21 protein-coding genes are annotated in these 24,695 nt (G+C 70.3%); 10 read left to right on the forward strand and 11 right to left on the reverse strand.

All coding sequences use genetic code 11. From position 1 onward, the window contains the following. Positions 1-18: 18 nt before the first annotated feature. Genes ACOOHC_RS12705 through ACOOHC_RS12725 form a run of 5 tightly spaced genes read right to left on the reverse strand, consistent with a single transcriptional unit; the run spans position 19 to position 5,396 of the window. Complete coding sequence (locus ACOOHC_RS12705; protein WP_420450776.1) at positions 19-1,137, reverse strand: glycosyltransferase family 4 protein; 1,119 nt, start codon at positions 1,135-1,137, stop codon at positions 19-21. After that, complete coding sequence (locus tag ACOOHC_RS12710; RefSeq protein WP_420450777.1) at positions 1,134-2,384, reverse strand: O-antigen ligase family protein; 1,251 nt, start codon at positions 2,382-2,384, stop codon at positions 1,134-1,136. Before ACOOHC_RS12710 ends, ACOOHC_RS12705 begins: the two co-directional genes overlap by 4 nt. Next, positions 2,381-3,364 (reverse strand): glycosyltransferase family 2 protein, encoded by a 984-nt coding sequence (locus tag ACOOHC_RS12715; protein ID WP_420450778.1) that lies wholly within the window; start codon positions 3,362-3,364, stop codon positions 2,381-2,383. The genes ACOOHC_RS12710 and ACOOHC_RS12715 overlap by 4 nt, the downstream gene beginning before the upstream one ends. Then, entirely contained in the window at positions 3,298-4,293 is a 996-nt protein-coding gene (locus ACOOHC_RS12720) for an NAD-dependent epimerase/dehydratase family protein (protein WP_420450779.1), read from the reverse strand. The genes ACOOHC_RS12715 and ACOOHC_RS12720 overlap by 67 nt, the downstream gene beginning before the upstream one ends. Beyond that, positions 4,290-5,396 (reverse strand): Gfo/Idh/MocA family protein, encoded by a 1,107-nt coding sequence (locus ACOOHC_RS12725; protein ID WP_420450780.1) that lies wholly within the window; start codon positions 5,394-5,396, stop codon positions 4,290-4,292. The genes ACOOHC_RS12720 and ACOOHC_RS12725 overlap by 4 nt, the downstream gene beginning before the upstream one ends. A gap of 195 nt (positions 5,397-5,591) precedes the next feature. Between ACOOHC_RS12725 and ACOOHC_RS12730 the strand changes: the two genes are divergently transcribed. Next, complete coding sequence (locus tag ACOOHC_RS12730) at positions 5,592-7,043, forward strand: lipopolysaccharide biosynthesis protein (RefSeq protein ID WP_420450781.1); 1,452 nt, start codon at positions 5,592-5,594, stop codon at positions 7,041-7,043. Between the two features lie 28 nt (positions 7,044-7,071). Here ACOOHC_RS12730 and ACOOHC_RS12735 read toward each other — a convergent pair whose 3' ends face one another. After that, entirely contained in the window at positions 7,072-8,235 is a 1,164-nt protein-coding gene (locus tag ACOOHC_RS12735) for a glycosyltransferase family 4 protein (protein WP_420450782.1), read from the reverse strand. Positions 8,236-8,407: 172 nt separating this feature from the next. On the opposite strand from ACOOHC_RS12735, the gene ACOOHC_RS12740 reads away from it, so the two are divergent. The 4 genes from ACOOHC_RS12740 to ACOOHC_RS12755 all read left to right on the forward strand — a co-directional run bounded on the left by ACOOHC_RS12740 (position 8,408) and on the right by ACOOHC_RS12755 (position 13,016). After that, positions 8,408-9,523: a glycosyltransferase family 2 protein gene (locus ACOOHC_RS12740; RefSeq protein ID WP_420450783.1), complete on the forward strand. Its 1,116-nt coding sequence runs from the start codon at positions 8,408-8,410 to the stop codon at positions 9,521-9,523. Beyond that, a complete protein-coding gene (locus ACOOHC_RS12745) occupies positions 9,474-10,841 on the forward strand; it encodes a DUF1996 domain-containing protein (RefSeq protein WP_420450784.1) in 1,368 nt (455 codons plus the stop codon). The genes ACOOHC_RS12740 and ACOOHC_RS12745 overlap by 50 nt, the downstream gene beginning before the upstream one ends. An 86-nt stretch (positions 10,842-10,927) precedes the next feature. Next, positions 10,928-11,896: a glycosyltransferase family 2 protein gene (locus ACOOHC_RS12750; RefSeq protein ID WP_420450785.1), complete on the forward strand. Its 969-nt coding sequence runs from the start codon at positions 10,928-10,930 to the stop codon at positions 11,894-11,896. Between the two features lie 7 nt (positions 11,897-11,903). Next, positions 11,904-13,016 carry a glycosyltransferase family 2 protein gene (locus ACOOHC_RS12755; RefSeq protein ID WP_420450786.1) on the forward strand — a complete coding sequence of 371 codons (1,113 nt, stop codon included), beginning with the start codon at positions 11,904-11,906 and terminating at the stop codon, positions 13,014-13,016. Positions 13,017-13,043: 27 nt separating this feature from the next. Here the strand turns inward: ACOOHC_RS12755 and sufB are convergent, their stop codons facing one another. Further along, positions 13,044-14,447: a Fe-S cluster assembly protein SufB gene (gene sufB / locus ACOOHC_RS12760; protein ID WP_420450787.1), complete on the reverse strand. Its 1,404-nt coding sequence runs from the start codon at positions 14,445-14,447 to the stop codon at positions 13,044-13,046. A 232-nt stretch (positions 14,448-14,679) separates the two neighbouring features. Here sufB and ACOOHC_RS12765 point away from each other — a divergent pair, with 232 nt between their 5' ends. Continuing rightward, positions 14,680-15,759: an acyltransferase family protein gene (locus tag ACOOHC_RS12765; RefSeq protein ID WP_420450788.1), complete on the forward strand. Its 1,080-nt coding sequence runs from the start codon at positions 14,680-14,682 to the stop codon at positions 15,757-15,759. Between the two features lie 19 nt (positions 15,760-15,778). Here ACOOHC_RS12765 and ACOOHC_RS12770 read toward each other — a convergent pair whose 3' ends face one another. Next, a complete protein-coding gene (locus tag ACOOHC_RS12770; RefSeq protein WP_420450789.1) occupies positions 15,779-16,693 on the reverse strand; it encodes an SGNH/GDSL hydrolase family protein in 915 nt (304 codons plus the stop codon). Between the two features lie 67 nt (positions 16,694-16,760). After that, complete coding sequence (locus ACOOHC_RS12775; RefSeq protein ID WP_420450790.1) at positions 16,761-17,051, reverse strand: ferredoxin; 291 nt, start codon at positions 17,049-17,051, stop codon at positions 16,761-16,763. Between the two features lie 44 nt (positions 17,052-17,095). Here ACOOHC_RS12775 and ACOOHC_RS12780 point away from each other — a divergent pair, with 44 nt between their 5' ends. Next, entirely contained in the window at positions 17,096-19,210 is a 2,115-nt protein-coding gene (locus tag ACOOHC_RS12780) for a S9 family peptidase (RefSeq protein ID WP_420450791.1), read from the forward strand. Positions 19,211-19,250: 40 nt separating this feature from the next. Here the strand turns inward: ACOOHC_RS12780 and ACOOHC_RS12785 are convergent, their stop codons facing one another. Continuing rightward, positions 19,251-19,628: a MauE/DoxX family redox-associated membrane protein gene (locus tag ACOOHC_RS12785; protein ID WP_420450792.1), complete on the reverse strand. Its 378-nt coding sequence runs from the start codon at positions 19,626-19,628 to the stop codon at positions 19,251-19,253. A 9-nt stretch (positions 19,629-19,637) separates the two neighbouring features. Then, a complete protein-coding gene (locus tag ACOOHC_RS12790) occupies positions 19,638-20,528 on the reverse strand; it encodes an MBL fold metallo-hydrolase (protein WP_420450793.1) in 891 nt (296 codons plus the stop codon). Positions 20,529-20,742: 214 nt separating this feature from the next. On the opposite strand from ACOOHC_RS12790, the gene ACOOHC_RS12795 reads away from it, so the two are divergent. The 3 genes from ACOOHC_RS12795 (at position 20,743) to ACOOHC_RS12805 (ending at position 24,685) form a co-directional block, all read left to right on the forward strand. Next, entirely contained in the window at positions 20,743-22,242 is a 1,500-nt protein-coding gene (locus ACOOHC_RS12795; protein ID WP_420450794.1) for a thioredoxin family protein, read from the forward strand. 9 nt (positions 22,243-22,251) lie between these two features. Next, a complete protein-coding gene (locus tag ACOOHC_RS12800) occupies positions 22,252-22,767 on the forward strand; it encodes a UGSC family (seleno)protein (RefSeq protein ID WP_420450795.1) in 516 nt (171 codons plus the stop codon). 310 nt (positions 22,768-23,077) lie between these two features. Continuing rightward, positions 23,078-24,685 carry a sugar transferase gene (locus tag ACOOHC_RS12805; RefSeq protein ID WP_420450796.1) on the forward strand — a complete coding sequence of 536 codons (1,608 nt, stop codon included), beginning with the start codon at positions 23,078-23,080 and terminating at the stop codon, positions 24,683-24,685. Positions 24,686-24,695: the final 10 nt, after the last annotated feature.

A 24,695-nucleotide genomic window follows, 5' to 3' on the forward strand; every position in this document is an offset into this window, starting at 1 on the left:
GCCGAGACCGTCCCGGCGCTACGACGACAGCACGTCAGCGCAAAACCGCTCGTAGCGCAGCGCCACCGACGCCCACGAGAACCGATCGCGCACCTCGTCCGAGATCGCAGCACGATCCGTGCGATCGTCGAGGGCCGCCCGAAGCGCTGCGACGTTCGTCGGGGCGTCGTCGGTGTCGACCAGCCACCCGTGTTCGCCGACGATCCACTCGGTGACCTCCGAGCGATGGGCCACGACGGGGATCCCGCACGCCATGGCCTCGATGTACACGTTGCCGAACGACTCGAGCAACGTCGGGTGGTACAGCACATCCGCGCTGCGGTAGAGCGCCGGCATGTCGTCGAAGTCGAAGGCGCGCACGCTGAATCGATCGCCGAGCGCGCTCTGCCCGAGCTCGACCAACCGATCGTGCTCCGGTCCGGTGCCGGCGACGACGAGCACCGATGCCGACGCGACCCCGTCGGTACCCCCGGCGGCGCTCAGCGCGGCCACCGCCTCGATCCCTCGCTCGATGCGCTTGCTGTCGATGAGAGCGCTCACCATCAACACCACGGGCACGTCGACCGGCAGGCCCAGACGCCGGCGCTCATCGGGCCCGGGCGCGAAGCGCTCGACATCCACCCCGTTCGGGATGAGGGCCGTCCGCCAGCGATCGCGGTTCCGAGCGAGGTACACCGGGTTAGTGCAGACCAGACCGTCGCAGGAGAACAGCGCCGCCGCCTCGCGTCCGAGCTGCTGCGCCGGCCAATCACCGTTCTCCGTGACGAAGACGTGGCGCGGACGACAGCCTCTCAGACTCGGCCGCCGGAGCACCACGTTCTCGACGGGGAACCCGCAGGTGATCGTGATGTCGTGATCCGCCGGCCGCGACGCGAAGAGCAGCCCCGGCACCGTCGTGATCCCCTCGTAGACGGCGGGGTCACGCAGCGGCGGGACGGTCGGCCAGCGGGCGAACCGCTCCCGCTCGACGACCGGGATCCGCCGGTACCGGTAGCTGCGACCGTCCTGGTGCGGCCCCGTCCCGACGACCTCGACGTCGTGACCGAGCCGACCGAGACCGTCGGCGATCGACTCCAGCGCGACCTCGGCGCCGCGCGCCACCCGGTGGATCCCCGAGAGAGCGACGAGCACCCTCACGTCGGGGTCGGGGACCGACGGATGCGCAACGCCAACGTGTGCATCGCTCCGAGCAGCGCCAACCAGACACCCAGCGTCGTCACCTCCGAGAACGACGTGATCACCACCAGGCTCACGTACAGGATGAGGAACATCCCGGCCTTGACGTTGTCCGCCAGCAAAGCGACGCCGTGCTTCACGACGAGGAGCATCGTGCCGAGCAGCAGCACGAGGCCGATGATCCCGAACTGCAGCCACACCTCGAGGAACCCGTTGTGGGAGTGGAACACCGAGAAGCCGAGCGGTCGCAGGATGGTCGACGTCGGCTCGGCGGCCGGATCGAGCCACACCCCTCCCGACCCGTACCCGGTCCACGGCCGTTCCTTGATCACCGTCCAGACCCCGGCCCAGATCTCCGTCCGGCTGGTCAGCGTCAGGTCCTTGCCGCGAGTCGCGAGCAGAGGCTCGACCACCAGGGTGAGGGTCGACCCGATCAGGGAGACGATCACCAGGCAGACCATGAGGAGCGTCGTGCGCCCCGCAGCCGGCAGCTTGGCCGCACGTCGCATCAGGATCCCGAGGGGCAGCATGACCGACACCACCGCGATCACGGTGGTCGACTGCGAGACGACGATGAACGAACCGGCGACCACGTAGGTGAATCGACGCCGTCGCACGTGGTCGTCGAACGACGACGCGACGATGATCGCGAACACCATGAAGGGCGCCAGCCCGTTCTTGTGGATGAAGCTCCCGGTCCAGCCGGGGGTCCCGTCCTCGTGCCGCATGGCGACGCCCGGGTTGGTCAGGGTGAAGAAGACGCACCACCCGATCGCGACGTGGACCGCGAAAAGCATCCCGTCGAACACCTTGCGGACGGGCAGCAACCCGACGAGCACGACCAGCCCGGCGAACGTGGGCAGGAACAGCTCACTGTTGCGTCGCCACCCCGACACGTTGTAGGTCCAGACACCCGACGCCGCCCACCACGAGAAGATCGCGACCACCGGAAGGCTGATCATCAGCCGCTCGACGAGACCGCTCGGCGCGAGCGCGATCGACGTCGACAGACACGCGAACAGCAGGAGGATCTGCAGGTTCGGCTTCACCGGTTGGTACGCGCCGAACCCGACGACGATCACGAGGGCGATCCCTACCTGGCCGGCGAGGATCCACACGGGCCGTCCGAACGCCGTCAGCAGGTCGGGGCGCATCGTCGTGCCGCGCCCGACCGTGTCGCGGTGGCCCGGTTCGATCGTGGTGCTCATGGGGTCTCCTGCTCCCCGCTCCTCGCGGTGTCGTCGCGCTCCCACCCGGTGGCGGGGCGCATCGAGGCCAAGCGCCCCAACACGACGACCACAGCGTAGACGGTCGCGTCCGCTGCACGACGCGGGGTCGATGCGGCGCCTCGCAGATCGCGGACCGTCCGGCGAGCCGTCGACCCCGCCACCTGGTCGTCGACCTCGCTCACCTGGCGGTTGCCGCGGTAGATGCGCGCGAGTGTCTTCACCAGGGCCCGTGCGTTGCGAGGAACGTGAACCTCGACGGGGTCGGCGTCCACGATGGACACCTCGTCGTCGGCAACGACCCGAGCGGCGAACAGATCGTCGCCGCTGACCTCGGGGAACTCGCCGAACCGCCCCCGTGCCACGTCGCTCAACCCGTACACCCCGGCGCCGCAGAGGTCGCCGGCGACCCCCGGCAGCTCGGCACGGATCCGATAGAAAGCGCGTACGAGCCGGGATGCGTCGTCGATCGCGTAGCGGATCGGAGGGCGAGCGCCGTGAGCCCGTCCGCTGCGCAGCTCCGAGAGCACCGCGATCGCAGCGGGTCCGCTCATCGTCGTGTCGGCGTCGAGGTAGATCCGGGGGAGCTCGTCCAGGACGGACTCCGCCGCCCGGATCGCGCCGGCCTTGCCGATCGCGGGCAGGTCGAGCACGCGGTACTCGACGCCATCAGGGACTCGCGCTGCGAGCGCACGTGCGATCTCGACGGTGCGATCGGTGCAACCGTTCGCCGCCACCACCACGACCGGGGGACGAACGTGTTCACCGGGTCCGGCTCGGTCCAGCCCATCGAGCAGCGATCCGAGCGTCCGCTCGATCACGGTCTCCTCGTTCCAGGCCGGAACGACGATCGAGCCGGCCCGGGGGCGGACGACACCGCCCGGGACCGCGACGGTCACGACGCGTCCCGGTGCCGGGCGACCCGCGCGACGGCTTCGGCCATCGTCACCCGCGGCGTCCATCCCAGGAGGCGCTTCGCATCGGAGTTGGAGTACCGGAACGGCTTCCAACGAGCCTGCTGCCGGCGGAGCTCGAGGATCTCGGGCAGCTTCGCCCGCGCACCGAGGAGGCGGCGGTCCACCTGGTCCACGACACGTCCCACGGCGCTCAGCACGAACCACGGGACCGGGACGGTCGGCGGCAGCTCGAGCCCGGCGTCCGCGGCCAGCCGGCGGAACCCGGCGTGGGTCGGCAGATCGTCGTCGACCACGTCGATCGTGGCGCCGGGCGCCTCGGGGGCGTCCAGGGCGGCGACCGCGGCGTCGGCGCAGTTCTCGACGTACGTGAGCCGGAAGGCGCTGCGCGGCGATGCGACCAGTTCGAAGCGGCCCACGCGCCCGACCGCGGCCCAGTTCCAGTCGTTCCCCTCGCCGAAGATCACGCCGGGACGGAGCACGACCAACGGGGTCGCGCTCCGCGAGCAGGTCCTGCGGACCAGGTCCTCCTGGCGGATCTTCGTGGTCGTGTACGCGTCACGTCGTGCCGGCTCGGGCTCGATCGCCGTCGAACCGGGTCCGATGACGTCGCCGCCGGGGGTGGCCGAGAAGTCGTAGACCGAGAACGAGCTGACGTGCACGAAGCGCTCCAGACGCTCCAGGTCGACGAGGGCGAGGAGCCGCTCGGTCGCGACCAGGCTGCTCGCGAGCTGGGACGCCAGGTCTCCGCTGGTCCCAGCCGCGGCGTGGATCACGCCGTCGAGCTCACCCAGCTCGTCGCCGAAGTCGGGCGCCCTCAGGTCGCCGCGCACGATGCGGACCGACGCGGGCCACCCGGCGCCGTCGGCAGAGCTCGCCGGACGCACGAGCGCGAGCACGTCGTGGCCGGCGGCAGCGGCGCTGCGGACGATGGCTCGTCCGAGGAACCCCGACGCCCCCGTCACCAGCACCCTCACGGCCCCGCCCCGGCGACATCGAGCACCCGGTCGACGCCGCGGGCGGTAGCGAGGATCATCTCGGGGCGGACGGGGACGGCTCCGCCGACGCGCACCGCGTCGTAGAACTCATCGAGCAGCCGACCGAGCCCGTGCATCGTGCCGTGACGGAGCACCTTGTCCCGGAGGTTCCGTACCCCCGAAGCGGTGAGACCGAGGCCGGAGATCATCTGCTCCAATGGTGCTCGCTTCCCGACGTTGGCACCTCCCTCGAAGCGGACGTACGGGGAGTAGAAGTCCGCTTCGACGGAGCCCTCGTCACCTCGCACCCGCAGGCGGAACACGTCGGGGGCGACGTCGGAGGCGATGTGCAGGCGACCCCGCGCCGATCCGCTGGTCACCAGCACGTCGAGCGAGTCGTAGCCGACACGCAGGTTCCCGCTGCGATTCTCGACGACTCCGTGGACGTCCTCGATCTCGCCGCGGTCGCCAGAACCGTAGTGGAGGAACAGGTACACCAGGTGAGGGAGGAAGTCGTGAACCGCTCCTCCACGCAATCGGACCCCGGGTCCGGGCAGGTTCTCGTCACCGAAGTGTCCACCGGTCAGGTCGAGGCACAGCGAGACCTCCACCTCGCGAACCTTCCCCAGTCGCCGCTCGGCGATCATCTCGTCGATCTGCAGGACCACGTCGTTGTACCGGAGGTTCTGCGATTCGATCAGGCGCACCCCGCTCGCCTCGGCGTGCGCGAGGACCTCCGCGGCCGATCCGGCGTCGGGGGCGACGGGCTTCTCGCACACCACGTCGCAGCCGGCCTCGATCGCCATGCGGCAGATCGCCTCGTGCGTGTGGGGAGGGGTCAGCACGTGGACGACGTCGGCGGGGACAGCGTCCAGCATCGCCTGCGCATCGGTGAACGCCGGACCTGTCGCGTACCGGTCGCACGCGAACTCGGCCAACGCCGCCGAGGAGTCGCAGACCGCTACCACGGAGACGTCGTCGAGGTCGGCGATGGCCGACAGGTGGTCGTGGGCGATGCCGCCGCACCCGACGATCGCGACGCGCAACTGCGCCTCGGTCGGACTCGGAGCGGTCGCCGCCCCGACGTCGGATGCGGTGCTCATCGGTTGTGCCACTCCGCCTCCAGCTCTCGACTCCGGTGTGTCGTCGTCTCGGCGCCGACGAACCTCTCCACACCCACGGGCGCAGACGCCGGACGACCGCGTCGATGCTACCGGCGCGGCTATCGTCCGTGCCCGCGGTCTCGACGGAGGGATCGCTTCGGCGTCGGGGCACCGCGCCACCATGACAGGAGCGACGTGGACGACGACCAGGTTCCCCGGCCCGCCCCGCCCCGCTCGCCGAGTCGATGGCCGAGGCCGCTGGCGCCGCTGGAGAAGTTCGCGGCCAAGCTGCGCGAACTCAGCGCTGCGGTCGGGTTCCAGCTCGTCTCCATCGTCTCGATGGCGGTGATCTTCCCGATCACGACCCAGGCGCTCGAGCCGAGCGGCTACGGCGAGTACACCACGCTGTACGTCATCGCGGGCTTCGCGATCTCGTTCGTCTACGCATCGGGGAGCGCGGCCATCGTGCAGCTCGTCCTCCAGCGCCGCCGTACGACGCTGTCGGTCCACCATCGCGGGCGCATCCAGGTGATGGTCCTCGCCGCACCCTTCGCCGTCATCGGGTCTCTCGCGAGCATCGTGCTCTTCGGCCCGCAGATCGCGCTCGCCGCGGTGATCGTGTTCGGCAGCGACCTCATCCTGGCCGGGCTCGCCGAGGTGAACCTGGCGGTCATCTTCGCCGTGCGTGGGGTGTCCAGGGCCACCGCGATCCGTCTCGTGCTCCCCGTGCTGCGTGCGGCGGGCACCGTGGCGCTCGCCGTGACCGGGTCCGTGACCATCGTCAACCTGGTCATCGTCAACTCGCTCGCGACCGTCGTCATGCTCGTCGCCTCGACTCTCGCCGTGCGTCGCGAGCTGGCTGCCGCGCGCGAAGCCGGCTCCGCCCGAGCGTCGAGCGACCCCGCACGCCCGACGACGCCCGACGGCGCGGTCGAGGCGCACGACGGCGCCTCCGACCCGGACCCCCGGGAGGACACCACGGGACGCGAGCTCGCTCGCCTCACCGGGGTGTACGTCGCCTCGATCTCGGCCAACACCACCCAGGACCAGGGCGAGCGACTCGTCCTCGCGTCGCTGCGCCCGCGCGCCGAGCTCGGCGAGTACGCGGCCGCGTACCGGCTGGTCGATCTGGTCCTGCTGCCGCTGAGCGCCCTGAACGTCGTCGCGACCCGGTGGGTGCTGCCCGAGACGAGTCGGCGCGGCGTCCACGTCGACCGGGCCCGCCGGATGTCGATCCCGGTCGCCGCCTACTGCCTGGTCGCGGGCGCCGTGGTGGTCCTCGCGCGCCCGGTGGTGCGGCTGATCATCGGTGAGGAGTTCGACCTCGCACTCGAGATGGTCGTGTGGTTGAGCGGGTTTCCGTTGCTGCGAGCGCTGGCCGACATCCCGGCCATCGGGCTGATCGGTCTCGGTCGCAACGCCGCGCGGATGTGGCTCGGCATCTCAGGGGCGGTGTTCGCACTCGCCAGCTACCTCGTGCTGATCCCGTGGATCGAGTGGCGCGGCGCCGTCGTCGGGACCTACCTCTCCGAGGCGGCGACTTTGATCGGCGGGTGGATCCTCCTGATGCGCTTCCAGGCCCGAGCGGATCGCGAGGACGATGCCGCCGGTCAGCCGGCAAGCGGCTCCGCCGAGACCGTCACGTAACGTGGCGGCTCGGCCGTCGCGGACTCGCTCACCCGAGCGCGGCGAGGGTCCGCTTGCGGAGCCACGGCGATCCCGGGTCGTCCGCGACCCAGCGCTCGATCAAGGTCGGGAGATCGACCGTGCGGCCGAGGCGCTCCCAAGTGGCGGTCGCCGCCACCGAGAGGCGGTGGTACAGCTCGCCGTCGGTGAGCGGCCGTTCGATCGCGTCTGCCAAGCCGTCAACGTCGCGCTCGCGGAACGTGCTCGCGGAGCAGCCGTCGACGAAGTACTCGAACACCGGGTGGTCACTGCAGACGACCGGCGTGCGGGCGGCGAGCGCTTCGAACAACGTGAACGGGAGACCTTCGGGGAAGACGTGGCGACTGGGGACGACCACGAGGTCGGCCGAACGCATCTCGGACACGACCCGCTCGTTCGAGATCGGGCCGATCAGGTCGACCTCGGATTCCAACCCCCGGTCGGTGATGATCCGTTGCATCAGGTCGGTCTCACCGCCTCCGGCGACTCGGAGCCGGACCCGGTGCCCGCGGTCACGCAGCACGCCGACCGCCTCGATGAGGTCGGGCACGCCCTTGTCACGGGTGACCGCGCCTGCGTAGAACAGGCCGCGCTCGGACGCGTCAGCCAGCTCCCGTGGCGGGAACTGCGACGGGTCGGTGGAGATCCCGACGTTCCACGGGATCAACTTGTCCGCGTGCACGCCCAGCTCCCTCAGCTGCTGCGTCGACGGCTCGCAGTGGTTGGCGACGAACTCCACGCGCTCGTCGTTCAGCAGGCGCAGGAGCGGGAGCCGCCGGATGCGTGCTCGCAGCGACCGTTCGTTGTAGCTCGTCGCCAGGACGGCGAGCACCCGGGCGTTCGATCGGACGGCTGCGCGCAGCAGCTCCTCGTTCGGGAAGTGGGCCACGACCAGGTCACTCGACGCTTCGCGCACCGATCGGCGCAGCAGTCGTCGCGTCGAGTAGTCGTCGGCGCCCAGGTGCACGATCTCGACACCCGGTCGCACGACCTCACGACGGGGCGCCTCGGTGATGAAGCTCACGACGCTGACATCGGTCCCCCCATCGGCGAGGCGCTCGACCATCGCCATCAGCTGGTCGTGGCTCGCGTAGGCCTGCGGGAGTCCCCGCACGTAGTTGCCCCACGCATCGACGAAATCGCCGGCGTAGAAGTAGATGGCCAGAGACGACACGCCGCCAGTGTGCCCGAAAACGAGACCTCACGGGCAGCGCACGACGACAACCACGACCGCGCAGCGCGACGTTCGACGTCGGCAGGCGGCGACCCGCGACCTCCGCCAGCTCGAACGCTGGTAACGTCGCAACCCGTCAGAACCGATATCGGGCGGATGGGCGGACCCAACGATGAACAGGCGCACGTATCACGACGCACCGACCGTGTCGGTCGTGATCCCCTGCTACAACTACGAGCGCTACATCGGTGACGCGATCGCCAGCGTCATGGCGAGCTGCTCGCCCGCCGACGAGGTGATCGTCGTCGACGACGGCTCGACCGACGGCTCCGCCGCCGTCGTCGAGAGGTTCGGCGACGCCGTGACGCTCGTCCGCAAGTCGAACGGCGGGATGGCGAGCGCACTCAACCGAGGCGTCGCTCAGGCGACGTCCGACGTGGTCGCGTTCCTCGACGCCGATGACCTGATGGGCCCCGGGCGCCTTGGTTGGATCCGTGCCAGCTTTCGTGGTCCCGGCGTGGTCATGGCGTGGCATCCCCTCACGATCTTCGACGATCGCGGAGCGGAGCACGGGACCTGCCCGGCCACCCCGCTGCCGGGCGGTGACCTGGTGCCGCGCATCCTCGATGGCCGCTTCTCGTCGTTCGCTGTGACGAGCGGCATCGCCGTCCGCCGAGAGACTGCGCTCGATGTCGGCCCCATCCCCGAAGGGAACTTCCGGGACGCCGCCGAGGGCTTCCTCGTCCGTGCGGTGCCGTTCCACGGCGAGGTCGCATCGACCACCGAGCCGCTGGGTCGCTACCGATCGCACTCGGGTTCGGCGAGCCGCCGACACGAATCGCCTGACATCGCCGACGTGGCCCTCAAGTTGGAGCAGCGCCTCGTGGCCGCTCGCCGCGAGCACGAGTTGCTCTCGTGTCGAGCCGTCGCTTCCGGGCACCGCCTGTCCACCTCGATGCTCCGGAGCCGCGACACGCCGTACGTCGACATGGCTGTCGCCGTCGAGCGCCTGCGGGCCGAGACGCGAAGCGAGGCGTGGCGCCGGTCCGCCGAGATCGATGCACGCGGATGCGGCGCATGGCATCGCGCCCGCCTGCTCGCCAGGCGTGCGATCTACGTCGGTGCTCCGCGTCAGCTCGTCGCCCGGCACCACATCGTGCGCGGCGGCGCTTCGGATCTGCGAGGCGGTCTGCGGATCTGGTCCGCCCTGTACTGGAACACCTCGGCGGCGGTCGAGCGTGCACGTCGCACGGTTCGGCCAGAAGATGATCGTGCGCCGGCGTCCTGACCGTTCGTCGCAAATCGACCAGACCGACGGCACCCGAGCGTGGGCCGCCCTCGACGGCGGCGAGGCGCACGAGGGCCACACCCCCGACGAGCCCGGGCGCTCGCGTCTCCTCCGAGGCTTCGTCCTGGTGACGGCGTTCGCCGCCGTCTCGATCGCACTGGTCGCACTGCTCGGCACGGACCCGCTCGAGCGGAGCGCTGAGGCACCCGTGCCGAACTCGATCGACGCAGATGGTCACGCGAGTGCGAACGGCTTGCTCCCGGTCGGTGAAGCGAGTGCACCGGCGGCGACGGAGCGCACGGACCACGGATCGGCGACCGATCGACCAGCGACATCGAACGTGCGCCCCGTCACCGATCCCGAGTCGGTCGCCTTCATCGAGAGCGACTTCGACGTCGAGGAGTTCCTCGTCGAGACCGAGTCGCTACCGGCGTCGTCGGCAACCGAGCCCAGCGGCAACTTCCGGTTGATCTGCCAGTTCTCGCACCTCGCCTACGATGACCCGATCGTCCACCCGGGCGAGGCGGGTCGATCGCACCTGCACATGTTCTTCGGCAACACGGCCGCCGACGCCTCGAGCGACTACGACCGGCTCCGCACCTCAGGCGAGAGCACCTGCCAGGGCGGGTCGCTCAACCGGTCCGCCTACTGGGCACCCGCCGTCATCGACCAGGACGGCGACGTCCGGGTCCCGGACTTCATCTCCGTGTACTACAAGGGACCAGGTCACGGGGTCGACGGAGAGCTGACCGATGTCGTCGCGCTCCCGGCCGGGTTGCGCATGATCGCCGGGCAGCGACTCGACGCGCCTCTGGCCGAGAGCCCCCACGACTGGTACTGCGAGCTCGACCAAGAGAAGTCCGACACCATCCCGGACTGCGGTCCCGACGAGCACGTCGGTGTCGTGCTCCCGTTCCCGACCTGCTGGAACGGAATCGAGCTCGACTCCCCCGACCATCGAAGCCACGTCGCCGAGCCCGTCCGCGACGAGGCCTCGGGCCAGCTCTCGTGCCCCTCGACTCACCCGACGGCGTTGCCTCAGCTCACCGTCGGCATCTGGTTCAGCCACGACGGTGATTCCTCCGGTTGGCACCTCGCGTCCGACCGCTCACCGGGCGGACCCGAGTTCGAGAACGGCGCGAGCTTCCACTCCGACTGGTTCGGCGCGTGGGATCCCGAGATCCAGCGGCGCTGGACCGAGCTCTGCATCAACGACCTGCTGAACTGCGAGGGGGGCGAGCTGGGCGACGGAACCCGGTTGTCCGACATCGGTGAGCGCGTCGGTCCATCGACCATGACGGCCCCGTCTCGCCCGTGAGCGGATCGTCCGAAGAGCGCCCTGACCCAGCGCCCCGTCTGGCCGCCTTCACCGCCGCCGGAAGGCGAGCGGTAGGGTCGGGATCCGTGCAGTCGTCCGGTGCCGGTGAGAGCTCACCACCGAACGGGCCCGCCCGTCCGCTCGTCGTCTGCTGCGTCGGCACCCACCGCCGCAACGAGCCCCTCCGTCGCCTCCTCAACGCCCTCCTCGTCTGCGCCCATCAGGCGAGCGAGCGCTGCGTGGTCGGGGTTGTCGTCGTCGACGACAACCCCGACGGGAGGGCCCGAGAGGTCGTCGACTCCTTCGCGACCTCCTTCGACGGTGGGATTCGTTACCGCCAGTTGGGCGAGGGCAACATCTCGCTCGTGCGCAACGCAGCGATCGAGGAGGCGCTCGCGCTCGGTGCCGACTGGATCGCCATGACCGACGACGACTGCGTGCCGACCGAGCGGTGGCTCTCCGCCTACCTGGACGCCGTGTCGCGCACCGGGGCGTCGGCCTTCACCTCGACCTGCCACCTCGCGGCCCCCGACGGTGCTCCGTCATGGCTCACCGACGAACCGTTCCTCACCCACGGGACCTGGCACTTCGAGGACGATCAGATGGTTCCGACGGGCGCGACGAACAACTCGTTCCTCGACGCCGGGTGGCTCCGTGAACACGACGATGTGCGCTTCGACGAGCGCCTCGGCGTCGTCGGCGGCGAGGACATGGTCTTCTACCGCAGCGCGGTGCGCCACGGCCTGGACGTGCGCTTCGTCGCAGACGCAGTCGTCGTCGGCCACGAGCCGGCCTCACGGGCGACGTTCCACCACCAGTTGCGCGCCGCTCTCTGGACCGGCAACACCCGCCACGTCACCGAGGAGACGCTCGGCGATACGACGCGCCCACGTTCGTTCGCCCGCGGCGGCATGGACATCGCTCGCGGACTCGTGCGGTCACTCACCCGCCTCCTCCGCGGCCGTCCCCCGCAGCTGCGCTTCGCGCTGGCACGCTGCGCCGAGGGCCTCGGGCTCGTCCTCGGAGCGGCCGGGGTGCGGATCAAGCACCACTGACGACCGCATGGCAGATCGAACCGACACCGAACCCATCTCGCTCTGCGTGGTCATCCCGAACTTCAACTACGCATGCTTCATCGGCGATGCCATCGAGAGCGTCCTCAGGTCGACCCGTCCCGCCGACGAGATCATGGTGATCGACGACGGGTCGACCGACGACTCGGCCGAGGTCGTCGTCGCGTTCGACGAGGTCGAGCTCGTTCGCCGCTCGAACTCCGGGCAATCCGACGCCGTGTTCCACGGTGCCCATCGGTCGCGCAGCGACGTGGTGGTCCTGCTCGACTCCGACGACACGATGTCGGCGGATCGTCTCGAATGGGTCGCTGCGGCGTTCGACGATCCCGAGGTCGTCATGGCGTGGCACCCGCTGCGCATCGACGACGGGAGCGGGGGCGATCGTGGCATCTGCCCGGAAACGCGCCTCCCGAGCGGTCACCTCGCCGAGCGACTCGGGGCGGGCACCGTCACGACGTTCGCGCTCTCGAGCGGCCTGTCCATCCGACGATCCGCCTTCGAGCAGCTGGGTCCCATCCCGGTCGAGTTCCGCAACGCGGCCGATTCGCTGCTCGTCCGCTCCGTTCCGTTCCTCGGCGCCGTCGCAGCGACCGATCGAGCACTGGGGACCTACCGCGTGCACGACGCCTCGGAGAGCAGACGCGGGGTGGGACGGTCGAGCGATTCCATGGTCCGGTTGCTGGACCGACGTCTCGCGCTGGCTGAGGACGAACGTCGGCTCGTCGTCCAGCGGGCCAACGAGCACCGCGTGCAAGTCGATGAGCGCGCCCTCGGTCAGATGGACGGGATGTACGTCGACCTGGCTCTCGGACGCGCCCGGTTGAGCGCCCCGTCACGGCGGGCAGCGTGGAACGACGCGGCCGCCGTCGACGCAAGATTCTCAACCCGTCCCACGGTCGTTTCGCGCATCCTCTACACCCTGTCACCGAAGTGGATGGCTCGAGCGCTGCTCGAGATCAAGCTGGGGTCCACATCGGCGTCGCCGGCGCGACGTGTCGCGGCAGCACTCTACTGGCGGCTCACGACGTCCGATCTCCGACCGGCACGTCGACGACGATCGGCGACCGCCGCCGAAAGCGGCGAAGACGCCGGCAGCCACTAGCGAGCCTGCAGCGGCTCGGAGCGCCGATCAGCCGACCGAGCCCTCCATCTGCAGCTCGATCAGTCGCGACCACTCGACGGCGTACTCCATCGGCAGCGTCTTGGTGATCGGCTCGATGAACCCGTTGACGATCATCCCCATCGCCTGCTCCTCGGTGAGACCGCGCGACTGGAGGTAGAAGAGCTGGTCGTCCGCGATCTTCGACACGGTCGCCTCGTGGCCGATCTGCGCGTCGCGCTCACCGATCTCCATGTACGGCAACGTCTTCGAGACCGAATCCTCGTCGAGGATCAGCGCGTCGCACTCGACGTGGCTCTTGGCCCCGGTCGCTCCCTCGTCGACGCGGACGAGGCCGCGGTAGGTGGTCGTGCCCCCGTCCTTGCTGATCGACTTCGAGACGATCTTCGACGTCGTGTTCGGCGCGGCGTGGACCATCTTGGCACCGGCGTCCTGGTGCTGGGACTCACCGGCGTAGGCGACCGACAGGACCTCGCCGGTCGCCCCCTCGCCCACCAGGTAGACCGCCGGGTACTTCATCGTCAGCTTCGAGCCGATGTTGCCGTCGATCCACTCCATGTGGCCGCGCGCCTCGACGCGGGCGCGCTTGGTGACCAGGTTGTAGACGTTCGGCGACCAGTTCTGGATCGTGGTGTAGGTGACGCGGGCGTCCTCCTTCACGACGATCTCGACGACGGCCGAGTGCAGCGAGTCCTTCGTGTACACCGGAGCCGAGCAGCCCTCGATGTAGTGGACCTTGGAGCCCTCGTCGGCGATGATCAGGGTCCGCTCGAACTGGCCGGCGGACTCGGAGTTGATCCGGAAGTAGGCCTGCAGCGGCATCTCGACCTCGACGCCCGGGGGGACGTAGATGAACGAGCCGCCGGACCACACGCTGGTGTTCAGCGCGGCGAACTTGTTGTCCCCGGGCGGGATGACCGTGCCGAAGTACTCCTTGACCAGGTGCGGGTACTCGCGCAGCGCCGTGTCCATGTCGCAGAACAGGATCCCCTGGGCCTCCAGGTCCTCGCGGTTCTTGTGGTACACGACCTCGGACTCGTACTGCGCGGTGACGCCGGCCAGGTACTGGCGCTCGGCTTCGGGGATGCCGAGCTTCTCGTAGGTGCGCATCATCTCCTCGGGGAGCTCGTCCCACTCGGAGACCTGCTCGCCCTTGGGGCGCAGGTAGTAGTAGATGTCCTGGAAGTCGATGTCGGGCATGTTCACGGCGAACCACTCGGCCATCGGCTTCTTGTCGAACAGGCGCAGCGAGCGCAGCCGCAGCTTGGCCATCCATTCGGGCTCGCCCTTCCACCACGAGATCTGCTCGACCACGCCGGGATTGATCCCCTTCTCGGGGGTGAAGGCGTACTCGACGCCCTCATCGCTCCAACCGAGGTCGTACTTGCTGAGATCGAGATCGAACGTGGTCATGGGGTCACTCCTGTGTCCTGCGGACGGTGTGCGTCGGGGGGATTTGCACGAGCTTCACCTTACTAATCGGGTGGGGAGTCCGCACCTCGGTCTGCGGGTCCGCAGCGCACGAAGCCGCTGCGACGGCATCGGGGACGCCGACGCGCCGAGGGACCCGCGCGAGCGTACGCGACGCCCGGTCTAGAGTGGTCGGCCGGGTCGGTCGAGCGGACGAGGTATGACGGGTGATCAGATGACCAACGACGTGCCCAAGCACATCCCCTCCCTCGATGGCCTGCGTGCCATCAGCATCCTGATCGTGTTCGTCGGACATGCCGGCGCCGGTGAGCTGATCCCGGGGGGGTTCGGGGTCACGGTGTTCTTCGTGCTCTCGGGCTACCTGATCACGACCCTGATGCGGCGCGAGATCGAGGGGACCGGCCGCGTGTCGATCGGCGGGTTCTACCTCCGTCGGGTGTTCCGCATCCTGCCGCTGTTCTACGTCGTCCTGCTGTGCGTGACGGTCGCCACCGCGTACGTCGGCCTCGGACGAGGCGACGTCCCGGTCGGAGCGACGCTGGCCCAGTTCGGGCACATCGCCAACTACTGGGCAATCGTCCGGCCGGCGGAGCCCTTCATGGGCGGGACGGGCGTCTACTGGTCGCTGGCGGTCGAGGAGCACTTCTACCTGATCTTCCCAATTCTGTTCGTGACGTTCGCCCGCGTCGCGCTCAGCTACCGACGACAGGCGGCCATCCTCCTCGCGGCGTGCGGGACCGTGCTCGCCTGGCGGATCGTCCTCGTCGTCGGCCTCGATGCGAGCGTGTCGAGGATCTACTACTCGACGGACACCCGAATTGATTCGATCATCATCGGGTGCGCACTGGCCTTGTCCGCGAACCCGGTCCTCGACCCCGAGGTGCCGTCCCGCTGGGTCAAGCTGGCGCTCGGGATCGCGACGATCGGGCTGCTCGCCTCGTTCGCGATCCGCACCGAGGCGTTCCGCGAGACGGTGCGTTACTCGATCCAGTCGCTCGCGGTCGTCCCGTTCCTCTACCACGCCGTGACGCGTCCCGCGGGAGGTGTCGGGAGGATCCTCAACCACCCGACGGTGGCTTGGTTCGGACGGCTCTCGTACGCGTTCTACCTAGTGCACTTCGTGATCATCCTCGAGCTGACCAAGCACATGGGGACCATCCCCACGGCGATCGCCTCCTTCGTGCTGGCCCTGCTCGTCTCCGTCGTCCTGCAGAAGCTCGTCGAGCGGCCGGGCCTGCGGTTGAGGAGCCGCTTCACGCGATCCGCTCGACGCGCTCCCGCCGGGATCGCCTGAGCCACGACGGGCGACGGCCTCAGGAGCGCAGCGACAGACGGCGAGGCGAGTGCAACCGAACGACGGGGGCCACGTCCTGGATCGGTCCCGTCACACCATACGGCACCGGTCCGTCCGGGTCGATGCCCACGATGGTCTCGGCCCAGAGACGACGCCAGAGCCCTCGACCCTCCTCGGTGGGGTGCACGTCGGCGGGCGGGAAGAGGTCGTACCGGTCGCGGAACCCGGCATCGAGGTCGGGGCCGCGCAGCACGCCGCGGTGCCGTCGATGGACCTCGCGGATCTGGTCGTTGATGTCCCGGGCGTGACCGCCGTCGACGGGTGACCACGGGATGAGCGGCACAACGGGCGTGAGGCCGCGTTCGATCACCGCTTCGACGAGCGAGCGCATCCCGAAGGCGGGGGGGTAGTCGTTGGTGCCGTAGCCGAGCACCACGAACGAGCAGTTCGCGCCGGCGGTCAGCCGGTCGATCGAGGCGAGCGCGTCGCCGGTGTTCGTGCCACCGATCGCACGGTTCACGATCCGCAGCGATCGGCTCGGATCGATCGCCCGGACCCGGTGCCGGAGGTCCTCCCCGCCGGGCGCGAGGCTGAGCACGGTGATCGAGTCTCCCAAGAAGAGCCAACTGTCGGTCTCCGACGACGAGGTGAGCGGTGCGTCGAACTCGCCGGTGGACACCTCCGACGGCGAAGCCAGGGTTGTGGTGCTCGGTGGGGCGGGATCCGCGCGATCGGTCGGCGCCACCTGCGGATCGGCGTCGACGGGCGCGAGCTGCGCGCCGAGCCGCGGTCCAGCGCAGGCCGATGCGACGAACGCTCCGGCCGCCGCGGCCAGCACGTCTCGTCGAGAGAAACCCGGCGACGATGATGGTGGGGCTGCCATGAGCACCGAATCTACGAGACCCGTCGGCCGACGAGGCGGCGCTTCGGGCACTCCGACCGACGATCTCGGTGCGTCCCCCACGACGAGGGAAGACCGTTCGGGCTCGGCGGCCCGGCCGTCAGGCGGCGGAGCGGTCGCCCGACGACGCGTCGGGATCGATCGCGGCGGGGGCGATGTCGACCTCGATGAAGATGCACTCGCCGGGGCACATCTCGGCTGCGTGGATCACGCTGTCGACGTGGCGGTGCGGGACCTGCGCGAGGCTCCCGGACCCTCCCGGGTCGTTCAGCGGCCGACCGCCCTCCGCGACGTAGGCGATGCCGTCCTCGAGCTGCACGAAGACGTCGTCGCAGTGGTCGATGCAGATCCCGTCCCCGGTGCACAGGTCCTGGTCGATCCACACGCGCATGACGTGGTGTGACGGTACCGCCGGTGACGTACATTGGCTCGACCGTGCACGACGATCGAACCCGACCCGGGCCCGAGCGCGCCGCGCCGCCGGTCGCTCCCCGCCGCCCCCACGTGTGGCGTCGGCCGACCGGTGACGTGGAGGACCACTTCGCGTGGATGCGCGACGTCGGCGACGCCCAGCTGATCGAGCTGCTCGAGGCGGAGAACGCGTGGGCGGAGGGGTGGTTCGCGGCCCACGCCGGCACCGTCGAAGCGGTGTTCGACGAGATCCGCTCCCGCGTCCAGGAGACCGACGACTCGATCCCGGTGCGCGACGGTCCGTGGTGGTACGTCACCTCGACCGTCGAGGGCCTCGACCACCCCGTCCACCACCGGGGCCCGAGCGCGCACGAGGCGAAGGCGCAGGTCGTGCTCGACGAGAACGCCGAGGCGAGACGTGCCGGCGCCGACGAGCACTTCGAGCTGGGCGCCCTCGACGCGTCCCACGACCATCGGATGTACGCGTGGTCGATCGACACCACGGGCGACGAGCGCCACGAGCTGCGCATCCGCCGCTTCGACGACGGGTCCGACGGCGGACGTGACCTCGACGAGCGGATCGAGGGGGTGGCCCACGCCGGCACGGCGTGGTCGGCGCAGGGGTCGCACCTGTTCTACGTGCGGCCCGACGACCAGGAGCGGCCCCACCAGGTGTGGCGACACCGCGTCGGGACCTCCGCCGACCTCGACGAGCTCGTCCTCACCGAGCACGACGAGCGCTTCTTCGTGGAGATCGGCGAGACGCGCTCGGACGCGTGGATCGTGATCCACAGCGCGTCCAAGACGAGCTCGGAGGTGCGGCTGCTGGCGTCGGACGACCCGCTCGGCGACCCGCGCGTCGTGTGGCCGCGCGCCGACGACGTCGAGTACCAGGTGGACGACTGGGGCGATCGCCTGGTCGCCGTCACCAACCGGTCGACCGAGCCGGGCGGAGCGGAGGACTTCCGGGTGGTGACCTCTCGCCCCGACGGCCACCCGCACGCCGACTGGTCGGACCCCTCGGAGTGGGACGAGCTGGTCGCCCACCGAGCCGGGTGCCGCATCGTCGGCGTCGATCCGTTCGCCGACCACCTCGTGGTGTCCGAGTGGGACGACGCCCGACCTCGCCTGCGGATCGTCTCGCGCGACGCGTCGGAGCGGGTCATCGACCTCGGCGTCGAACCGCACGACGTCCACCTCGGGGCGAACCCCGACTGGGAGGCCTCGACCGTGCGCTTCTCGACGCAGTCGATGACGACCCCGGCGACCCTCTACGACGAGGACGTCGCCGACGGCACCCGACGACTCCTGCGGCGCGTCCCCACCCCGGGCGTCGACCTCGACGCCTACGTGGCGAGTCGCACCTGGGCGCGCTCCGCCGACGGCACGGCCGTGCCGATCGACCTGGTCCGCCACGTCGACACCCCCCTCGACGCCAGCGCGCCGGGATGCCTCTACGCGTACGGCGCGTACGAGGCGTCGGTGCCGCCGTGGTTCTCCGTGGCTCGGCTCAGCCTCCTCGACCGGGGGGTGGTGTGGGCGCTCGCCCACCCGCGCGGCGGCGGCGAGCTCGGACGGCGGTGGTACCTCGACGGCAAGCTGGAGCGCAAGCAGAACACGTTCGACGACGTGATCGCCTCGGCGGAGCACCTGCTCGCGACGAACGTCGTGGCCCCGGGCCGCCTCGCGCTGCGCGGCGGGTCCGCCGGCGGACTGCTGGTCGGCGCGTGCACGACCCAGCGCCCCGACCTGTTCGCGTCCGCGGTCGCCGAGGTCCCCTTCGTCGACATCGTCAACACGATGAGCGATCCGACCCTGCCGCTCACGATCACCGAGTGGGAGGAGTGGGGCGACCCCCGCAGCGAGCCCCACGCGAGCGCGATGCTCGCCTACTCCCCCTACGACAACACGGTGGGCGCCGACTACCCGGCGCTGTACGTCACCTCGGGTCTGCACGACCCGCGCGTCAGCGTCCACGAGCCCGCGAAGTGGGTCGCTCGCCTGCGCGAGGTGTCGACCGGCGACCGCCCCCTGCTGATGCGGACCGAGATGGGTGCCGGGCACGGCGGGCCGTCCGGTCGCTACGACGCCTGGCGCGACGAGGCACGGACCCTGGCGTTCCTCCTCGCGACCACCTGAGCGCGTCCCGACCACGATCGCCGCGCGAGCGCGTGCGCGATCAGAGGGCCGCGAGCGCGCTCAACGCCATCAGCGCCGCGTTGCGCACGAGGTGGCGCGAACCGACCGGGGCGACGGACCACGCACCGAAGCAGGCGCACGGCGGGTGCTCGCCGCGACGCAGCAGTCGGGCGAGCAGGAGGGTGAACGCCGCGAGCAGCAGCAGGGCCGCCACCGCCGCGGCGCTCCGGGCGAGGCCCGACACGAGCATCGCGCCGAGCACCAGCTCGACCCAGGGGACGAACGGCGCAGCCCAGCCCGGGGCGCCGAGGCCGCGCGCCTGATCCGCCCAGCGCGCTCCGGCGGTCAGCTTCGACGCGCCGGCGACGACGAGCGCCGCTCCGACGATCCAGGAGGCGACGGCGGCCGCGAGGTCCACGGCGAGGCGTCAGGCCCCGACGGAGACCGTGCGTCCCTCGGCGGCGCCGAACACCTCCACGCCGCGACGCTCGCCGACCCGCGCCGCGTCGTGGCAGATGCGGTCGAGCGCGTCGTCGTCGTGGCTGGGGTCGTGGTGGAACAGCGCCAGGCGGCGCGCACCGGCCTCGGCGGCCACGCGCACCGCGAACTCCACCGTGCAGTGGCCCCAGTCGGCCTTGCGGGCGAACTCGGTCCGCGTGAACTGCGCGTCGTGCACGACCAGGTCGGCGCCACGGCACAGCTCGAGGGCGCCCGACGAGATCGGCGACGAGGTGTCGCAGGGCATCTGGTGGTCGGAGAGGTAGGCCACGCTGCGACCGTTCCACTCCACCCGGTAGCCCACCGTCGGCCCGATGTGCGGGATCAGCCGAGACATCACCCGGATCGGCCCGGCCGCTCCGCCGTCGATCTCGAAGTCGTCGTCGGCGACCTCGTGGAAGTCCACGCGGCCCGGCAGCTGAGCCAGGTCGACGGGGAACAGCGGCGGGGTGATCGTGTCGGCGAAGACGTCGGCGACGCTGCGGCCGTCGTCCTGGGAGGGAGCGTGGACGGTGACCTGCGCTCCGTCGCACAGCAGCGGGGTGAAGAACGGGAGCCCCTGGATGTGGTCCCAGTGGAGGTGGCTCAGCAGGCACGTGCCTCGGAAGGGCGTCGCGCACGACTGCTGCATCCCGAAGTACCGGAGCCCGGTCCCGAGGTCGAACAGGATCGGATCGGATCCGGGGATGTCGAGCGACAGGCACGACGTGTTGCCGCCGTAGCGCACGACCTCGCGCCCGTGGCACGGCGTCGAACCACGGACGCCATGAAACGACAACGCCATGCTGTCGCTCGCAGCGGGGCACCCTGTTGAACCCACGATCACCAGATCGTAGGCCGCGCGGACGGCACCGACTCAAAGCGGTGCGGTGTGAACTGCGTCGTCCCCCCGCCGACCCCGTCCCACCGCCGCCTCGCCTCGTCGGCGTGGCGCGCCGCGACGCGGGCGGCGAGCCGGGAGGCGCGCACCCGCTGGCAGGCGCCGTCGGAGGGACCGCTACGGTCGCCGCGGACCTCGACCCGACGGAGCCGACATGACCGACACCACCACCCGCGGCACGGGGACCTCCGACGCCGCCGACACCGCCGACACCGCTTCGCGGCCCGAGCTCGCCGACGGCCTCGCCGTGGTCGTCAAGCGCGACTGCGAGACGTGCCGGATGATCGTCCCCGTCCTCGCCCAGCTCGACGCCCGGGCGACGCTCACCGTGTACACCCAGGACGACCCCGGGTTCCCCGGCGAGCCGCGAGCCGTCGCCGACACCGACCTGGCGGTGAGCTGGCACCACGGGATCGAGACCGTCCCCACCCTGATCCGCGTCGCCGACGGTTCCGAGGTGGGACGGACCGTCGGCTGGTCGCGCGAGTCGTGGGAGTCGGTGTCGGGTGTCGACGACCTCGGTGCGGACCTCCCGGCCGTGCGGCCGGGTTGCGGCTCCCTCTCCGTCGACCCCGACCTCGTCGACGAGCTGCGCGCACGGTTCGGTGCGTCCACGCTGAGGTCGCGACGGGTCGAGGTCGCCGCGGCGGAGGACGTGATGGAGATGACGTTCACCCGCGGGTGGACCGACGGCCTCCCCGTCGTGCCGCCCACCGAGGAGCGGGTGCTCGCGATGCTGGAGGGGACGTCGCGCGATCCCGGTGAGGTGGTCGCCTCGGTGCCGCCCGACCTGGACGAGGTGACGGTCGAGAAGGTCGCGGTGTCCGCGGTGATGGCGGGGTGCCGGCCGGAGTACCTGCCGTGGGTGCTCACCGCCGTGGAGGCGGCCTGCAACGACGAGTTCAACATGCACGGCGTGCTGTGCACGACGATGCCGGTCGGACCCGTCGTGGTGTGCAGCGGACCGGGGACCCGCGCGATCGGGATGAACTCGGGGGGCAACGCGCTCGGCCAGGGCAACCGCGCCAACCTGACGATCGGGCGGGCGCTCCAGCTCTGCGTGCGCAACTTCGGCGGCGGCCGCCCCGGCGAGATCGACCGCTCCACCCACGGCAGCCCGGGGAAGATCTCGTTCTGCTTCGCCGAGGCCGACGACACCTCGCCCTACGGCACCCTCGCCGGCGAGCACGGCATCGAACCCGGCACCGACGCGCTGACGGTGTTCGCCGGCGAGTCCCCGCAGGGCTTCGTCGACCAGCTCTCACGCGAACCCGACTCGCTCGCGCGCTCGATGGCCACGCGGTTGCTGTCGGTGCAGCACCCGAAGCTGATCATGGCCTTCGACGCGATCCTCGTGGTGGGCCCCGAGCACGCTCGGGTCTACGCCGAGGCCGGGTGGGGTCGTGAGCGCATCGTCGAGGAGATCTCGAGCCACCTCGCCCGCCCCGGGTCGGATCTGGTGCGCGGCGCGCACGGGATCGCCGAGGGCGTGCCCGAGAGGTTCGCCGACGCCGAATCGCTCCCCAAGTTCCGCCCGGGCGGGCTGTTGCTGGCCCACGCCGGTGGCGGGGCCGGCTTGTTCTCCCAGATCATCGCCGGGTGGGCGAACGGCGCGACGGGGTCCGAGCCGACCACCCGCGCGGTCCGGTACTAGGTTGAGCTCATGACCACGCTCCTCGACCCGACCAGCGAACGACGCGTCGTCGAACGGGAGCGGCTCGCCCGACCTGATTCGCTCGTGGGGCTGACCGTCGGCCTGCTCGACATCTCCAAGCCGCGTGGCGACGTGTTCCTCGACCGGATCGCGCAGCGCCTCGGCGACGAGGGGGCGACGGTCAAGCGCTACGCCAAGCCGACGTTCACCAAGCCGGCCCCGGTCGACCTGCGCCACCGGATCGCGACCGAGTGCCAGGTGGTCATCGAAGCCCTGGCCGATTGAGGCAGTTGCACGTCGTGCAGTGTGCACGACATCAACGACCTCGAGATCCGCGGCATCCCGTCGGTGTTCGTCGCCTCCGACCAGTTCGTCGACGCCGCCGACAAGCAGTCGATCTCGCTGGGGTTCCCCTCGGTGGCGCGCGTGTTCACCCCGCACCCGATCCAGGACCGCACCGACGACGAGATGCGGACCTACGCGGACGTGGTCTTCGACGAGCTGGTGCAGAAGCTGACGAACTGATCGTCCGCTCGGCGTGATCCGCTCCTGCCCCTCGCATCGTCGCACGTCTGCGGCGCTCGGCGCAGAGGGCTTCGTCTTCCAGTTCGCCGCTGTCTGCGGTGACCTGAACGCTGTGTCGCTTAATGGCTACGCTGCGTGGTTGTCGCGTTCACGTTGGATGACGATGAGGTGAATCGCATCGAACTTCGGTCCGGTCCGTGCCGAAGTCTGATACAACCGCGATCCAGACGTCGTGCGAGGTGCGAACTTCACGACGGGCGATGCGGATCGGCGAGCGCGAGGCCGATCCGTCGGCAACGACGGAGGAACGATGGACACGGACAACCGGCGGACCGGACGGTCATCGACCGTCCCGACTCGAAGCGGCCAGGTACGGGACGACGACGGCGAACTGGAGCGAGACGGTGACGCCACCCCCGAGAGCGGCGGTGCCGCCACCTCCGAGCAGGGATCGCAGGGTGCGGTGAAGGCTCCGGCCGGCCGAGGACGACCCGTCGCGAGCCGGGCACGGCCTTCGACCGCCCGCAGTCGTGCGAACGTCCTGCGTCGAAACCTCATCCTCGCCGACGCGGCCGCCTTCACCGTCGGCGTCCTGGTCGCCGTCGCGATCCAGCTCACGTTCCGGCCGGTCCCGCGCGACATCGTCGAGCGCCACATCGGCATCGTCGTGCTCACCCTGCCGGCGTTCGCCCTCGGAGCAGGCTTCAACCACCTCTACCAGGGCCGCGCGAACGAGCGCCCGCTGGAGGAGGCGCGCAACGTGGCGAAGGCCGTCGGCATGGGGATGGGTTTCCTCCTGCTCCTCGCTCTCGCGGTCCAGTACAACGAGCTCTCCCGACTCTTCGTGGCGTCGATGGCCGTCTGCGTGACGCTCTCCGTGCTCGTCGAACGGCGGATCGCCCGATCGATGTTCCGTCGCATGCGCCAGGGCGGCCAGCTGATGCGTCGGATCGTGATCGTGGGGACCGACGCCCACGCCATCGGTCTCATGCACGCCTACGACCGCAACCCAGCGCTCGGGTACAAGGTGGTCGGGTTCGCCGGCGACGACGACATCGGCCCCCGCTCGGGGGTCTCGGTCCTGGGGCCGATCAGCGAGCTGCGGACGCTGCTGGAGGACCACGAGGCGGTCGGCGTGGTGGTGTCGCTCGCATCGGTCCCTTCCGACGACGTGAACCTGCTGACCCGCCGCCTCACCGACGACGGCTACCACGTCGCGCTGTCGTCGAGCCTGCGCGACATCGACGTCACCCGGCTTCGTCCCCAGTCCCTCGATGGGCGGACGATGATCTACGTCGAGCCGACCATCCGCCACGGGTGGCGGGCGATCGCGAAGCGCGTGTTCGACGTGTCCCTCGCCGCCGGGATCCTGGTCGTCACGCTGCCGGTCCAGCTCGTGGCCGCTGCGGCGATCAAGCTGACCTCCCCGGGCGCGGTCTTCTTCCGCCAGGTGCGCGTCGGCAAGGACGGAGAGCTGTTCCAGATCGTCAAGTTCCGCACGATGGTCGTCGATGCCGAGGAACGCAAGGCGGAGCTCGCCGCCGAGAACGAGGCGGACGGACCGCTGTTCAAGATGGAGCGCGACCCCCGGGTCACCTCCGTCGGTCGCCTGCTCCGCAAGCTCTCGATCGACGAGCTTCCCCAGCTCCTCAACGTCATCGTGGGTTCGATGAGCATGGTCGGACCTCGCCCGGCCCTGCCCGACGAGGTCGAGCAGTGGGACGAGGAGGTCCGCGACCGCCTGCGCGTCCTTCCGGGACTGACGGGGATGTGGCAGGTCTCCGGGCGCTCGGACAGCACGTTCGAGCAGTACAAGCGGATGGACCTCTACTACGTCGACAACTGGTCGCTGTTCCACGACATCAAGATCTGCGTCCGTACCGTCGGCGTCGTCCTGAGCGGCAGCGGCGCCTCGTGACACCGCCGCG

The organism is Ilumatobacter sp. (assembly GCF_965215205.1).
Taxonomy (GTDB): Bacteria; Actinomycetota; Acidimicrobiia; order Acidimicrobiales; family Ilumatobacteraceae; genus Ilumatobacter_A.

Excerpts from the sequence above, each read along its gene's own strand:
- ACOOHC_RS12805 (WP_420450796.1), top strand. The coding sequence starts at position 23,078 with ATGGACACGGACAACCGGCGGACCGGACGGTCATCGACCGTCCCGACT.
- ACOOHC_RS12715 (WP_420450778.1), bottom strand. The coding sequence starts at position 3,364 with ATGGACGCCGCGGGTGACGATGGCCGAAGCCGTCGCGCGGGTCGCCCG.
- ACOOHC_RS12795 (WP_420450794.1), top strand. The coding sequence starts at position 20,743 with ATGACCGACACCACCACCCGCGGCACGGGGACCTCCGACGCCGCCGAC.
- ACOOHC_RS12765 (WP_420450788.1), top strand. The coding sequence starts at position 14,680 with ATGACCAACGACGTGCCCAAGCACATCCCCTCCCTCGATGGCCTGCGT.
- ACOOHC_RS12710 (WP_420450777.1), bottom strand. The coding sequence starts at position 2,384 with ATGAGCACCACGATCGAACCGGGCCACCGCGACACGGTCGGGCGCGGC.
- sufB (WP_420450787.1), bottom strand. The coding sequence starts at position 14,447 with ATGACCACGTTCGATCTCGATCTCAGCAAGTACGACCTCGGTTGGAGC.
- ACOOHC_RS12775 (WP_420450790.1), bottom strand. The coding sequence starts at position 17,051 with ATGCGCGTGTGGATCGACCAGGACCTGTGCACCGGGGACGGGATCTGC.
- ACOOHC_RS12740 (WP_420450783.1), top strand. The coding sequence starts at position 8,408 with ATGAACAGGCGCACGTATCACGACGCACCGACCGTGTCGGTCGTGATC.
- ACOOHC_RS12755 (WP_420450786.1), top strand. The coding sequence starts at position 11,904 with ATGGCAGATCGAACCGACACCGAACCCATCTCGCTCTGCGTGGTCATC.
- ACOOHC_RS12725 (WP_420450780.1), bottom strand. The coding sequence starts at position 5,396 with ATGAGCACCGCATCCGACGTCGGGGCGGCGACCGCTCCGAGTCCGACC.